A 13,743-nucleotide genomic window follows, 5' to 3' on the forward strand; every position below is an offset into this window, starting at 1 on the left:
GGCGGCGGCGTTCGGCCCGGCGGCGGCGTTCGGCCCGGCGGCGGCGTTCGGCCCGGGGGCGGTTCGCGCTGATGCGCGCCGTCATCCCTGACGCCGACAGCATGCACGAGTTCGGCCGCACGGTCGCGGGGCTGCTGCAGGCCGGCGACCTGATCGTGCTGACCGGGCCCCTCGGCGCCGGAAAGACGACCTTCACCCGCGGCCTTGGGGAGGGTCTGCAGGTGCGCGGCTCGGTCACCAGCCCCACCTTCGTGCTGGCCCGCACCCACCCCAGCACGATCGGCGGACCCCCGCTCGTGCACGTCGACGCCTACCGGCTCGGAAGCGCCCTCGAGCTGGATGACCTCGACATCGATTTCGTTCGGTCGATCGTCGTGGTCGAGTGGGGTCGCGGGATGCTCAACGGTATCGCCGACTCCTGGCTCGATATCGAGATCGAACGGCCCGTCGGGGCCTCGCAGGCGGCCGCATCCGTCGTCGCCGACGAGGCCGAGGTGCTCGACCTCGACGAGCCGCGCACGGTCACGGTCACCCCGCACGGCCCCCGCTGGCCGAACGAATTCGACGGAGATTTTGCTCCTACAGGCCCATAGTGGGCCCGATCCGGCTCCAGAGCCCAAAATCTCCGTCGAATTCGTTCAGGGCGGCCGACGAGCAGGCTTGGCGGAGCAGGATCGGCGGCACAGCGCATCGGCGGCACAGCGCATCGGCGGCACAGCGCATCGGACACAGCGAATAGGCTGGTGAGGTGCTTCTCGCCATCGATACTTCCGCCGGAACGAGCGTCGCGGTCGTGGATCTCGCCCGAGGCGTCATCGCCGAACACGCCACCGACGACACTATGCGCCACGCCGAGGTGGTCGGCCGCCTGATCGCCGACTGCCTCAGCGACGCGGCCGTGCCGATCAGCGGCCTCTCCGCGGTGGTCGGCGGCATGGGTCCCGGCCCCTTCACCGGTCTCCGTGTGGGCATCGCCGCCGCGCGGGTCTTCGCGCTGGGCGCCGGGGTGCCCTTCGTGCCCGTCGTCAGCCACGATGCGCTCGCCTTCGCCCGCTACCAGGACGGCCACACCGGCCCGCTCGTCGTCGTCACCGACGCCCGTCGCCGCGAGGTGAACTGGTCCGTGTACAGCGGGGCGGATGCCGTGGGTCTCCCGATCCGGGTCGACGGTCCTGGCGTGGCCCGGCCGGCCGTGCTGCGGGAGCCCGACTGGGCGCACGCTGGGGTGCCCCGCTTCGACGCGGTCGCCGTGTCCGCCGGGGAGCTGGGGCAGGTTGCCGAGCTGATGTGGGCCCACCAGCGCCCGTTCGCCGCCGACACGGCGCTCTACCTGCGCTCGCCGGATGTCACCGTGTCCAACGGCCCGAAACGGGTGAGTTGATGATGTGGCAGCTGCGGCGCGCCCGAGCCGCCGATGTGGACGCCATCATGGCGCTCGAGACCCGTATCTTCGTCAACGACGCGTGGTCCGCCGAGGCGATGGCCCAGGACGTGGTCAACCCGAACTGCTACTACCTGGTGGCCTTCCCCCCCGATGAGCCCGACCGGATCGAGGGCTACGCCGGGCTGCAGGCCCTACAGGGAGCGAGCGAGGGCGACATTCAGACCATCGCGGTCATCGAAGAGGCCCGCGGCCACGGCCTCGGCCGAACCCTGATGCTCAGCCTGATCGCCGAGGCCCGGAAGCGGGGCGTGCGCGAGGTGTTCCTCGAGGTGCGCGCCGACAACCCGCCGGCCCAGGAACTCTACCGCCGACTCGGCTTCGAGGAGTTGGGCATCCGCCCTGGCTACTACCAGCCCGACAACGTCGACGCGATCGTGATGCGACTGCACGTGCCTGACGCCGAGATGCAGATGACACCGGCAGAGGCCGCACTGGAGGCCACCGAATGACCGCCCTGAACGCGCAGACCACCCTGAACGCGATGACCGCGCAGAACCGCGCCAACCCGCTCGTGCTCGGCATCGAGACCTCCTGCGACGAGACCGGAATCGGAATCGTGCGCGGAACCACCCTGCTCTCCAACACGATCGCGTCGTCGATGGACGAACACGCCCGCTACGGCGGAGTCGTGCCGGAGGTGGCCGCGCGCGCACACCTTGAGGAGCTCGTTCCGGCGATCCGGGCGGCCGCGCTGGAGGCCGGCATCCGTTTGGAGGACATCGATGCGGTGGCCGTGACCTGCGGCCCCGGTCTGGCCGGCGCGCTCATGGTCGGGGTCGGCGCGGCCAAGGCACTCGCCATCTCGCTCGGCAAACCGATCTACGCGGTCAACCACCTCGTCGGTCACGTCGGGGCCGATGTGCTTCGACTCGGCGCAGACGACTCCACGAAGCCGCTGGAATACCCCACCGTTGCACTCCTCGTCAGCGGCGGTCACACCTCACTGCTGCTGGTGCGCGATCTGGTCTCCGACGTCGAACTGCTCGGCGAGACCATCGACGACGCGGCCGGCGAGGCCTTCGACAAGGTGGCCCGCCTGCTCGGCCTGCCCTACCCGGGCGGACCCCAGATCGACCGGGCCGCGCGGGAAGGCAATCCCGCCGCCATCCGTTTCCCCCGCGGTCTCAGCCAGACCAAGGACATGGCGAAACACCGGTACGACTTCTCGTTCTCCGGGCTCAAGACCTCGGTCGCGCGCTGGGTCGAGCAGAGACGCGACGCGGATGAGCCGGTGCCGCTGGCCGACGTGGCCGCCAGTTTCCGAGAGGCGGTCGTCGACATCCTCCTGACCAAGGCCGTCGCGGCCTGCGTCGACCTCGGTGTGCCGAGGCTCCTGCTCGGGGGCGGCGTGATCGCCAACGCCCGGCTGCGTCAGGTGGCCCAGGAGCGCACGGATGCCGCCGGCATCGCCCTGCGCATCCCGCCTTTGTCGCTCTGCACCGACAACGGCGCCATGATCGCGGCCCTCGGGGCGCAGCTGATCATGGCCGGGCATGCGCCTTCGTCACTGGAGTTCGGGGCGGACTCCACTCTTCCGGTCTCCGAGATCCAGGTCTGAAACCCCCTCCCACCGGTATTTCGCCACCGGACGGGTATTCTGGCTTCGGCAGGCGACGTTTGTTCGTGCGATCAACACCTTGTCCGACTGGGAGCCAGATCGGCAGCCCAGATGCACCATTCCCGAAGGAGCAATCGACATGACCGACCCCAACGAGCCGCCGGTTAACCCGCCCATGTTCCAGCCGCCGGCGGCGCAGGCCGCTCCGGCCTACGCCCAGCCGGGCTACCCCCAGTCCTACGCGCCGCAGGGCCCGTCCGAGAAGTACAACGTGCTGTCCATCGTGTCGCTCGTGACCTCGGTGCTCGGGATCTCCCTGGTCGGCATCATCACCGGCCACATCGGTCTGAGCCAGATCGGGAAGACCGGAGAAAAGGGACGGGGACTCGCGATTGCCGGCCTCATTGTCGGCTACGCCGGCCTGGCGGCTCAGCTCCTGGCCGTCGTCCTGCTGATCCCGTTGATGATCGCGATCGCGAACGACCCGACCCTGCTCAATACCAACTGACCCGATGGCCACGGGCAGAAACCCTGCGCGTCGATGACCCGTGACCCGATATGCAACCAGCGACGCCACCCCGTCGTCCGGAAAGGAATGAATTCGCATGAGCGATTCCAACAACCCCAGCAACCCTGACGTGCCCCGCGTGCCTGACGTGCCCCAGGTGCCCGGCGTACCGCAGGTGCCTGACGTGCCGCAGGTCCCCGATATCCCGCGCGACGAGCAGGGGGCGTCCGCCGCCCCGCCGGCGTACAACGGCCCGACCCCGCCGGCCTCCGTCCCGCCCGCCTACGGCGCCGCGACCCCGCCGCCCGGCTACGTCGCCCCGACGATGACCCAGGCGCCTGCCTATGGCGACGCGTATTCGTCGCCCAACGGTGCGGTCGCCGCGAAGCAGCCGATTCTCAGCATCTTGGCGCTGGTCGCCGGCGTTATCGGCGTGCTCGGCTCGCCGATCGTGTTCCTCCCGATTGTGGGTGGCATCCTCGGACTGTTCATCCCCGCCGCCGCGGTCGTCCTGGGCTTCCTCGGTAAGTCGAAGGAGCCGCAGGCGAGGGGTTTCTGGCTGACCGGGCTGATCACGGGGTTCATCGGCGTCGGTCTGGCACTGGTCAGTATCGTGATCTGGTCTGTCTTCTTCGCCACCATCCCCACCTCGTCGTACTGAGCGGAAGATAGCAGCGGGGATGGTTGGGGAACGGGACTGGTCCCGCAACGATGACTTCCGGGTCGACCTCACCCGGCCTCCGGCGCCCGCTCCGGGGGAGCTGGACTACGCGTCGACCATCACAGCCCCTACCGAATGGGTGCCGTACGTCTACACCGACAGCGAGCTGACCGCGCAGGCAGGCCAGGGCGGGCTGTCCATCGCATCGCTCGTCTTCGGGCTGCTGGGGCTGCTTATCGCGGTCTTCGGCGTCTGGGGTGCGGCGCTCTCCCTGGCCGCGGTCGTGCTGGCCGTGATGGCCCGCGTGACCGAGCGCCGTGCTGGCACCGCGTGGGCCTACGGGCTGTGGACCGGGCTGGCCGGGCTGGTCCTCGCGGTCGGGTGGGTGTTGATCGTCACACAGGTGCTGACGGTCGTGCCCGGCTGAGCCGTGCTGTCCTTCGCCGCTGGCCTCAGTCGAGTGGCGGAATCCGCTCCACCAGCAGAGACACCCGGTGGCCGACGGCCCGGGTGAGCACGAGCGTCGCCGACTCGGGGCCCTTGAGCTTCAGTCTGGTGCGCAGGGTGGCCGGGTCGACGTCCACGCCGCGTTTCTTGATCTCGAGAGTGCCGATGCGGCGTTCCTGTAGGGCCAGCCGCAGCTTCTTCTCGTCGACCGGCAGCACCTCGAGCACCCGGAATGCGGTGGCGAAGGGCGTGCGTTGCAGGGTCTCGGAGGTGAGGTACGCGATCCCCTCGCTCAGCATCGACGCGTCGAGCGACCGGGCCAGGTCCCCGATCAGACGGGCACGGATGATCGCGCCGTCCGGCTCGTACAGGTAGTCGCCCAGCACTCCCACCGGGGCATCCGTGCTGTCGTGGGGCGCGGTCAGTTCGTGGATCCCGGTCCGGCCGAGCAGCAGGGCGGAACGACGGATGCCGGCGCGCGCCAGTGCTCCGAACCACAGCCCCATCTCCACGAGCTTGCCGTCCACGGAGACCCACTGCGACTCGGCCTCCGCGGGGATCAGCTCGCGGTCGTGGCCCGGCCCGAGCTTGACGCCGACGGGCATCCGCTCACTGAGACCGAAGACAAAATCGAGGTGCGGGGAGTAGTCCTCCGGCCGGGTCAGGCGCGAGGTGTTGGAGTGCCCGGCGGTGCGCCGGGCCGGGTCGAGCCAGGCGGCGTCGAAGCCGGCCAGGTCGACGTCTTCCGCGGACGAGTGCAGCACGCTCGCGTTCTCGAACGGAGCCAGGTTGTAGCTGGCGACGGTCGCGGTCACCTCGTCGGCGTCCACCCCCGTCACCGTGAGGTCCATGGCGGCCAGTGCCATGGCGTCGCCTCCGATGCCGCAGCCGAGGTCGACGACCCGGTTCAGGGACGCGCCCGCGAAGCGGCCGGCGTGCAGCGCCGCCACCCGCAGCCGGGTGGCCTGCTCGAGGCCGGCCTCCGTAAACAGCATGCGGCCTGCGAACTCGCCGAACTTGGGCACGGCCCTGGCTCGGAGCCGGGACTGGCTGAGCACCGCGGTGACCAGGTCGGGGCTGTGTCCGGCCTTGCGGAGTTCGCTCACCGCCCGCACGACGTCGGCGGCCGCGTCGTACGGCGGCAACGAGTCCAGCAGGCGCAAACCGCCCGGCGATAACAGCTCGACGAGCTCTGAGCGTTCCATCGTGCAAACCTATCAACACGACGCATCTGGCACTCACGTTGCGTGAGTGCCAGATGCGCCCTAAACTCGTCTTGGCACTCTCGCTGTGAGTCTGCTAACTATGTCTTAGCTAAGAAAGAGGTCAACCGTGTCGGTCTCCATCAAGCCGCTCGAGGATCGCATCGTCATCAAGCAGGTCGACGCAGAGCAGACCACCGCATCAGGTCTGGTCATTCCTGACACCGCCAAGGAAAAGCCCCAGGAGGGCGAAGTTGTCGCAGTCGGCCCCGGCCGCATTGACGACAACGGCAACCGCATTCCACTCGACGTCGCCGTCGGCGACAAGGTGATCTACTCCAAGTACGGTGGAACCGAAGTCAAGTTCGGTGGTGAGGACCTCCTCGTCCTGTCGGCCCGCGACGTGCTCGCAGTCGTCGTTCGCTAGCCACACCCACCTAACGGTAGAATCCCGGATGGCCCTGGCCATCCGGGATTCGTCGTTAAGAAAGGTCCGCTGTGGCGCAAGACCCTCTTTCACGCGGGAGAATCCGCGCGGCCCGCCCGGCGCGGTCGGAGCAGAGCAAGGGACTGATCTACGCGGTCCTCGCCTACGCCCTCTGGGGCGCGCTGCCGCTCTACTTTCTGCTCCTCGCGCCCAGTGGTGCCTTCGAGATCGTGGCCTGGCGGGTTCTCTTCTCCCTGGTGTTCTGCGCATTGCTGATCACGGTCACGCGCAAGTGGAAGTCCCTCCTCGCGCTGCTGCGGAGGCCCCGCATCGTGTTCACCATGGGTCTGGCCGGCCTCCTGATCTTCGTCAACTGGCAGACCTACGTCTTCGCCGCCCTCAGCGGCCACGTGGTCGAGGCAGCCCTCGGCTACTTCATCAACCCGATCGTGACCGTGTTCCTCGGCGTCATTCTGCTGCGCGAGCGGCTGCGCCCGCTGCAGTGGGTAGCCGTGGGAATCAGCCTCGGGGCCGTCGTCGTGCTCACCGTCGGCTACGGCTCGCTGCCGTGGGTGTCACTCATCCTCGCGTTCTCGTTCGGATTCTACGGTTTAATCAAGAAAAGGGTCGGCCGTGACGTCGATGCTGTCGCCGGACTCACCCTGGAAACGGTCTGGCTCGCACCCATCGCCGTGGTGCAGCTGATGGTGGTGGCCGCCGTCTCCGGTCTCACCTTCGGAAGCGTGTCCACCTGGCATACCGTGGGGCTGCTGGCAGCAGGTGTTGTGACCGCCGTGCCGCTGTTGTTCTTCGCCGCCGCGGCCCGGCGCCTGCCTCTGACCTACATGGGTCTGATCCAGTACTTCGCTCCGATCCTGCAGTTCCTGGTCGGCGTCTTCGTGCTGCTCGAGCCCATGCCGCCCGAGCGCTGGGTCGGTTTCGCACTGGTCTGGGTGGCGCTGGTCCTTCTCACGACCGACATGGTCCTCACCGGACGCGCGCCCCGGCGTGCGTCCCTTGAACCGGTCTGAGCCCCGCTACGCTCAGGGACGCACCTCGTACGTGAAAGGACACCGGATGCGCACTGCGTCGACTTCCCTGCCCGTCCTCCTCGTCGGGGCGCTCGCCTGCGTGCTCCTGCTGTCCGGATGTAGGGCTGAGGTCGCGCCGCCCGTAGTCGAGCCCGCTGCCGCCGCGTCCGTCGTGCTGGCTCCGTCCGGTGACGGGACCGTGCGCCTCGGAACCCTGTTCCCCATGACGGGCCCGTCGGCGGCCAGTGGTGCGGCACAGGTGGCCGGCTCCGAACTGGCCGCCCGCGAGATCACCGAGCAGGGCCGCATTCTCGGCACTCCGATCGAGATCATCCACCGCGACTCCGCCGTCGACCCGGCGACGTCGCTGACCGACTTGTTGGCCCGTGGCGTCGACGTCGTGCTGTGGGACGCCTCCGTTCCGATGCCGGGCGATCTGGCCGCCACCGTCGCGGCGGCGCCGGTGGTACTGCTGTGGCTCGGCGACTTCGCGAACGGGGGCACGCCGCTGGCCGCCAGTGACGGCTTCGCTGCGCGCCTGCGCACCCTCGATCCAGGGCTGGTCGACACTGCCGGCGGCGGTGAAGCCTATGACGGAGTCGTCCTGAGCGCCCTGGCCGCAGCACGGGCCGGAGACGACGGTGCGGCGTCGATCAGGCCCGCTCTCGACCAGGTCAGTACCGGGGCGTTCGCCTGCGCATCCTGGGGAGAATGTGCGGCCGCGCTGGCCGATGCGCAACAGATCGCCTATCAGGGCGTCACCGGCCGCCGATCGTAACGATTTGGTCTGCGTTACACGGATGTAACACGGTTTTCTTGTTTCGCGCGATTCCTGTCAATAATGTGACAGAACGGCAGTCAATCGACCGCTGTCATTTCTCATTCCTAGTCCCAAGGAGCAACATGAGCGTATTCGCGAAGGCCTCGGCCTCCCGTTCAGTTCGGGCAGTCGTCACTGGAGTCGCCCTGGTGGGCGTCAGTGCACTTCTGCTCACCGGCTGCAGCAGCAACACCGCTGAGCCGGCTGCATCGGAAGCCCCCGCCGCGAGCGGAGACGCCCAGGCCATCACGGCCGGCGACCGCGACCTGACCCTGAAGATCGGCACCATCCTTCCCCAGAGTGGTGCCCTGGCCTTCCTCGGCCCGCCCGAAGAAGCCGGCGTCGCCCTGGCCGTCAAGGACATCAACGACGCGAACCTCGGCTTGACCGTTGAGGCCATCTTCCGTGACTCCGGCGACACCACGACGGACACCGCGACCGGTTCGGTGACCGACCTTCTCTCGCAGAAGGTTTCCGCCATCATCGGCGCGGCATCCTCCGGCGTCTCCAAGACCGTGATCGACCAGATCACCGGCGCGGGCGTCGTGCAGTTCTCCCCGGCCAACACCTCGGCGGACTTCACGAAGTACGCCGACAAGGACCTCTACTGGCGCACCGCCCCGTCCGACCTGCTGCAGGGTGAAGTCCTGGGCACCCAGATCGCCGACGACGGCAACAGCACCCTCGGCCTGATCGTGCTCAACGACTCGTACGGCACCGGCCTGGCCGAGTCCACCACGACCGCCTTTGAGGCTGCGGGCGGCGAGGTCGTCGCCACGTCCCTGTTCAACGAGGGTGACTCCAACTTCGCCGCTCAGATCTCCGAAGTGACTGCCGCCAACCCCGACGCGATCGCCCTGATCACGTTCGACCAGGCCAAGGTCATCACCCCCGCACTGGTCGGCTCCGGCTACCCCGGTGGCAACCTGTACTTCGTGGACGGCAACCTGTCCGACTACAGCAAGGACTTCGACGCCGGCATCATCACCGGTGCCAAGGGCACGCTGCCCGGCCTCGACGTGGGAACCCTCGGCGACTTCACCGATCGTCTCAAGGAGATCGACCCCACCCTGACCGACTTCAGCTACGCGGCAGAGTCTTACGACGCCGTCATGCTCGTCGCGCTGGCTGCCTACGCGGCCAACGACGTCTCGGGTGAGGCCATCTCCAAGCACCTCCGCCAGGTCTCTGGGGGAACCGGCGACGGCACCACGGTCTCCGACTTCACCGCGGCGGCTAAGGCCCTCGCGGCCGGCGACCAGGTCGACTACGACGGCTTCTCCGGCCCGGTGACGTTCGATGAGAACGGCGACCCGACCGAGGCAACCATCGGCGTCTACGAGTACCTCGAAGACAACACGTACAAGCGCATCAACTAGTCACGATTCGTCGCTGACCAGCATCCGATCTGGAAGGGCCCCGACTTCGGTCGGGGCCCTTCTTCGTGCGCCCGGTGACGGCCGTCACCCGGTGATGCCCCTCCCGGACACGAGCGGCGTCACCGGACACGGAGCACCGGACACACGGAAGCGGCGCCCGAAGATCTCGGGCGCCGCTTCGTCGTGCGGGGCGTGCAGTCGGTGCGGGCGGCTCCGGCTAGTCGTCCTGGCCGAGGGTGCCGAGGTAGAGGCCGATCACCTTGGGATCGTTCAGCAGCTCGCGGCCGGTGCCCGTGTAGGCGTCACGGCCCTGGTCGAGCACGTAACCGCGGTCGCAGATCTGCAGGCACCGGCGCGCATTCTGCTCCACCATGATCGTGGTCACGCCGGCCTTGTTGATCTCCTTGACACGCAGGAACGCCTCATCCTGGCGCACGGGGGAGAGGCCTGCGCTCGGCTCGTCGAGCAGCAGTACGTGCGGGCCCATCATCAGCGCCCGCGACATGGCCACCATCTGGCGTTCCCCGCCGGACAGCGATCCGGCGCGCTGCTGTAGACGCTTCCCGAGCTCCGGGAAGATCTCCGTGACGAACTCGAGGCGTTCGGTCAGGCCTTTCGGCTTCAGGAACATGCCCATCTCCAGGTTCTCCTGGATCGTGAGCGTGGGAAAGACGTTGTTCGTCTGCGGCACGAAACCGACACCCTTGGCCACGAGCTTGTTCGCCTTGAGGTTGGTGATGTTCTCGCCGCGAAGCAGGATCTCACCCTCCCGAACCTTGACCTGGCCGAAGATCGACTTGAGCAGCGTGGACTTGCCGGCGCCGTTCGGGCCGATGATCCCGATCAGCTCGCCGTCGTAGGCGGTCAGGGAGCAGGCGTTGAGGATGTTGACGCCCGGCAGGTAGCCGGCCGTCACCGTCTTGACCTCGACGACGGGCTGCCCGGTGGGCGTGTAAGCCGGCGCGGCGGCAGGGCTGGTGTTCGTCAATCGAGCAACTCCTTAATGGCTTCCACATGTTCTGTTTCGGCGGCCGGATCCTCGCCGAGGTCCTCGTCGTGGTGCTGACCCAGGTAGGCGTCGATCACGGCGGGGTTACGCATCACCTCGTGCGGGTCGCCCTCGGCGACCACGCGGCCTTCGGCCATCACGATGACCCAGTCGGCGATGTGGCGCACCATATGCATGTCGTGTTCGACGAACAGAACCGTCATGCCCTCCGCCTTCAGGTTGAGGATGTGGTCCAGTAGCGACTGCGTCAGTGCCGGGTTCACCCCGGCCATCGGTTCGTCGAGCATCACCAGGCTCGGCTCGCTCATCAGCGCCCGTGCCATCTCGAGCAGCTTGCGCTGCCCGCCGGAGAGGCTGGCGGCGTAGTCGTCCTTCTTGGTGTCGAGCTTGAACCGTTCGAGGATATCGAGGGCCTGCACCCTGTTCGCCTCCTCCTGCTTGGCCCAGAAGAAGGGGAAGATCGCCCGGAACAGGTTCTCGCCGGCCTGGCCCTTGGCGCCGAGCAGCATGTTGTCCATGACGGTCAGCAGGCCGAGCGCCTTGGTGAGCTGGAAAGTGCGCACCTGGCCCATCCGGGCCACCTTGAACGCGGGCATCCCCGACAGGGGGCGACCCTCGAAGGTCCACGACCCGGTGTCAGGCTTGTCGAAGCCCGTCAGCAGGTTGAACAGGGTGGTCTTGCCGGCTCCGTTGGGCCCGATCAGCGCCGTGATGGCGCCGCGCGGGATCTCGACGTGGTCGACGTCGACGGCCTTGAGCCCGCCGAAGGTTCGACTCACGCCGTCGGCAACCAGGATCGGGTCGCGCTTCTTGCAGCCCGGTTCGGCCTCGCCGATGTGCAGGTCGGTCGACTTGACCGGCTTGTTGCTGGGAACGGTGTTATTTGACAAAGGCCAATTCCTTCTTGTTTCCGAAGATGCCTTGCGGTCTGAAGATGACTATAAGCATGATCGCCACTCCGACCAGGATGAAGCGCAGCTGGCCGGCCTGGATGCTGGTGATGAACGGGATCCAGCCTGCCTCCACCGCTCGGGCGATGAACCCGGAGAAGAAGGAGAGCAGAACCCAGAAGACCATCGAGCCGATGACCGGCCCGAGAATCGTCGACGCGCCGCCGAGCAGGAGGATCGCGTAGATGAAGAACGTCAGGGACGTCTGATAATTCGAGGGCACCACCGCACGGGGAAGCACGAAGATCATTCCGGCGATCGTGCCGAACACGCCACCGAGAATCAGAGACTGCATCTTGTAGGAGTAGACGTTCTTGCCGAGCGCGCGCACAGCATCCTCGTCTTCACGGATTCCCTTGATCACGCGACCCCACGGGCTGCGCATGATCTGCCAGGTGAACAGGCAGGCGAGGGCCACGATCGACCAGGCCACGATGCGCAGCCACCAGTCGTACTCGTTGTACTCGAAGGGGCCGAAGCCGTAGCGCCCCTCCGGGATCGGGTTGAGGCCGGCGAAACCGCCCTTGTAGCCGCTCAGGCCGTTCGCGGAACCCGTGATGGACTGGAACGTGTTCGTCGTGAACAGGAGGCGCACGATCTCGGCCGCCGCGATCGTCACGATCGCGAGGTAGTCCGCGCGCAGGCGGAGCGTCGGGATGCCCAGGACCAGGGCGAAAACGACGGATGCGCCGACCCCCACCAGCACGGCACCCCAGACGGCGAAACCGAAGCTTAGGGTGGAGATGGCGAACCCGTAGGCTCCGAGGGCCATGAAGCCGGCCTGGCCGAAGTTCAGGAGGCCGGTGTATCCGAAGTGGATCGCCAGCCCGAGAGCCGCGAGGGCGTAGGCGGCGGTGGTCGGGCTGATCAGCTCGACGGCTGCGTTGCTAAAGATTGCTCCCCAGTCGATCATCGGATGCCCTTCTAGCCAATTCTCTCTTTGCGACCCAGGATGCCTTGCGGCCGAAGCAGCAGCACCAGGATCAACACGACAAGTGCACCGACGTATTTAAGGTCGGAGGGAAGCAACAGCGTCGACAGTTCGACGAACAGGCCGACGATGATCGAACCGATCAGGGCGCCGAAAGCGGTGCCGAGACCGCCGAGGGTCACGGCCGCGAAGACGAGCAGCAGGATCTGGAAACCCATATCCCAGCTGACGCCCGGGCGGAAGTAGGCCCACAGAATTCCGCTGAGGCCGGCGAGGGCCCCACCGAGCACCCAGACGATCCGGATGACGCCGTCGACGTCGATCCCGCTGGCCGAGGCCAGGCTGGGATTGTCGGAGACCGCGCGGGTGGCCTTGCCGATGCGGGTGCGCAACAGGAAGTAGGAAACGGCCAACAGCACCACGATGCTGATGCCCATGCTGGCCACGTCGATCATCGAGAGCCGGATCGGACCCAGCTGCATGTCGGCGAGGCCGGATCCCGGAAGCTGGCTCGTTCCGCCGCCGACGAAGATCTGGAACAGGTAGCGCAGGGCGAGCGAGAGGCCGATGCTCACGATCATCAGTGGGATCAGACCGACGCCCTTGCGGCGCAGCGGCTTCCAGATCACCGCGTCCAGACTCCAGCCGAAGCCCGCGCTCAGCGCGACGGCGATGATGATCGCCAGCCAGATCGGCAGGCCGAGCGTGACCGAGAAGAGGAGGGACATCAGCGCGCCGAAGGTGATCATCTCCGCATGCGCGAAGTTGCTCAGCCCGGTGGTGCCGAAGATCAGGGACAGTCCGATCGCGGCGAGGGCCAGGAGCAGACCGAAGTTCAGCCCGTTGACGAACCGATTGATGAACTGGTCGAAGAAGCTCACCGTCGTGCGCGTGCCCTCACCGAGGAAGAAGTTGACCGACTTCACCTTCGTGAGCGCGAATTCCGCCTCGATCACGCTGCCGCCCTTGGCGACGACGACGCCCTCGGGGAGGGTCTCCTCATCGAGGGTGACGGTGTAGGCGGCCTTCTCGGGCACGCCGACCTTCCACTTGCCGTCGGCACCCGTTTCCACGGATGCTTCATAGCCGGCCCCCTCGACGGTGATCAGCACATTGTCGAGCGGTTTCTGGTCGAACTGCACATTGCCGGTGAGTACGAACTCGTACTCGTCGGTTCCGACCTCGTCGGCATGAGCCGGACTGGCCGAGACGGTGGCGAATGTGGACATAGTCAGGGCTGCGAAGAGCAGGCCGAGAAAGATCACCAGCATTCTGGGTGAGAATCTGCGAACAGCTTCAGGGGAATTCACTGCACCTCCATGGCGGCACCGTTGGGTCTGTGACCGAGCGTGCCCCGGGTCTCACCTACCAACATC

General features: G+C 67.2%; 16 protein-coding genes. 11 read left to right on the forward strand and 5 right to left on the reverse strand.

The window, feature by feature from the left end; all coding sequences use genetic code 11:
* The first annotated feature begins 101 nt into the window (after positions 1 to 101).
* From tsaE to CXY81_RS03590, 7 genes are all read left to right on the forward strand, one after another.
* Entirely contained in the window at positions 102 to 593 is a 492-nt protein-coding gene (gene tsaE, locus CXY81_RS03560) for a tRNA (adenosine(37)-N6)-threonylcarbamoyltransferase complex ATPase subunit type 1 TsaE (protein WP_233193969.1), read from the forward strand.
* Positions 594 to 748: 155 nt separating this feature from the next.
* Positions 749 to 1,381, forward strand: coding sequence for a tRNA (adenosine(37)-N6)-threonylcarbamoyltransferase complex dimerization subunit type 1 TsaB (gene tsaB / locus CXY81_RS03565; protein ID WP_104193997.1), 633 nt, complete (start codon positions 749 to 751; stop codon positions 1,379 to 1,381).
* Entirely contained in the window at positions 1,381 to 1,893 is a 513-nt protein-coding gene (rimI, locus tag CXY81_RS03570) for a ribosomal protein S18-alanine N-acetyltransferase (protein ID WP_104193998.1), read from the forward strand. Before tsaB ends, rimI begins: the two co-directional genes overlap by 1 nt.
* Positions 1,890 to 3,002, forward strand: a complete 1,113-nt coding sequence (gene tsaD, locus CXY81_RS03575) for a tRNA (adenosine(37)-N6)-threonylcarbamoyltransferase complex transferase subunit TsaD (RefSeq protein WP_104193999.1) — start codon at positions 1,890 to 1,892, stop codon at positions 3,000 to 3,002. Before rimI ends, tsaD begins: the two co-directional genes overlap by 4 nt.
* 139 nt (positions 3,003 to 3,141) lie before the next feature.
* Positions 3,142 to 3,510, forward strand: coding sequence for a DUF4190 domain-containing protein (locus CXY81_RS16305; RefSeq protein WP_158251994.1), 369 nt, complete (start codon positions 3,142 to 3,144; stop codon positions 3,508 to 3,510).
* 97 nt (positions 3,511 to 3,607) lie between these two features.
* Entirely contained in the window at positions 3,608 to 4,171 is a 564-nt protein-coding gene (locus tag CXY81_RS03585; RefSeq protein ID WP_104171782.1) for a DUF4190 domain-containing protein, read from the forward strand.
* Between the two features lie 19 nt (positions 4,172 to 4,190).
* Entirely contained in the window at positions 4,191 to 4,598 is a 408-nt protein-coding gene (locus CXY81_RS03590) for a DUF4190 domain-containing protein (RefSeq protein WP_104194000.1), read from the forward strand.
* Positions 4,599 to 4,623: 25 nt separating this feature from the next.
* Here the strand turns inward: CXY81_RS03590 and CXY81_RS03595 are convergent, their stop codons facing one another.
* Positions 4,624 to 5,823 (reverse strand): methyltransferase domain-containing protein, encoded by a 1,200-nt coding sequence (locus CXY81_RS03595; protein ID WP_104194001.1) that lies wholly within the window; start codon positions 5,821 to 5,823, stop codon positions 4,624 to 4,626.
* Between the two features lie 127 nt (positions 5,824 to 5,950).
* Between CXY81_RS03595 and groES the strand changes: the two genes are divergently transcribed.
* The 4 genes from groES (at position 5,951) to CXY81_RS03615 (ending at position 9,477) form a co-directional block, all read left to right on the forward strand.
* Entirely contained in the window at positions 5,951 to 6,247 is a 297-nt protein-coding gene (groES, locus tag CXY81_RS03600) for a co-chaperone GroES (RefSeq protein ID WP_066597535.1), read from the forward strand.
* Between the two features lie 101 nt (positions 6,248 to 6,348).
* Positions 6,349 to 7,278 (forward strand): EamA family transporter RarD, encoded by a 930-nt coding sequence (gene rarD / locus CXY81_RS03605; RefSeq protein ID WP_104194023.1) that lies wholly within the window; start codon positions 6,349 to 6,351, stop codon positions 7,276 to 7,278.
* A 46-nt stretch (positions 7,279 to 7,324) separates the two neighbouring features.
* Positions 7,325 to 8,056 (forward strand): ABC transporter substrate-binding protein, encoded by a 732-nt coding sequence (locus CXY81_RS03610; RefSeq protein ID WP_104171785.1) that lies wholly within the window; start codon positions 7,325 to 7,327, stop codon positions 8,054 to 8,056.
* A gap of 125 nt (positions 8,057 to 8,181) precedes the next feature.
* Positions 8,182 to 9,477 (forward strand): ABC transporter substrate-binding protein, encoded by a 1,296-nt coding sequence (locus CXY81_RS03615; RefSeq protein ID WP_104194002.1) that lies wholly within the window; start codon positions 8,182 to 8,184, stop codon positions 9,475 to 9,477.
* Positions 9,478 to 9,694: 217 nt separating this feature from the next.
* Here the strand turns inward: CXY81_RS03615 and CXY81_RS03620 are convergent, their stop codons facing one another.
* The 4 genes from CXY81_RS03620 to CXY81_RS03635 are packed head-to-tail and all read right to left on the reverse strand — an operon-like array spanning position 9,695 to position 13,638.
* Positions 9,695 to 10,465 (reverse strand): ABC transporter ATP-binding protein, encoded by a 771-nt coding sequence (locus tag CXY81_RS03620; RefSeq protein ID WP_104171787.1) that lies wholly within the window; start codon positions 10,463 to 10,465, stop codon positions 9,695 to 9,697.
* Positions 10,462 to 11,376 carry an ABC transporter ATP-binding protein gene (locus CXY81_RS03625; RefSeq protein ID WP_104194003.1) on the reverse strand — a complete coding sequence of 305 codons (915 nt, stop codon included), beginning with the start codon at positions 11,374 to 11,376 and terminating at the stop codon, positions 10,462 to 10,464. Before CXY81_RS03625 ends, CXY81_RS03620 begins: the two co-directional genes overlap by 4 nt.
* Positions 11,366 to 12,346: a branched-chain amino acid ABC transporter permease gene (locus tag CXY81_RS03630; protein ID WP_104194024.1), complete on the reverse strand. Its 981-nt coding sequence runs from the start codon at positions 12,344 to 12,346 to the stop codon at positions 11,366 to 11,368. Before CXY81_RS03630 ends, CXY81_RS03625 begins: the two co-directional genes overlap by 11 nt.
* 14 nt (positions 12,347 to 12,360) lie before the next feature.
* A complete protein-coding gene (locus CXY81_RS03635) occupies positions 12,361 to 13,638 on the reverse strand; it encodes a branched-chain amino acid ABC transporter permease (protein WP_104194004.1) in 1,278 nt (425 codons plus the stop codon).
* Positions 13,639 to 13,743 lie beyond the last annotated feature (105 nt).

The organism is Cryobacterium sp. M25 (assembly GCF_002929635.1).
Lineage (GTDB): Bacteria > Actinomycetota > Actinomycetes > Actinomycetales > Microbacteriaceae > Cryobacterium > Cryobacterium sandaracinum.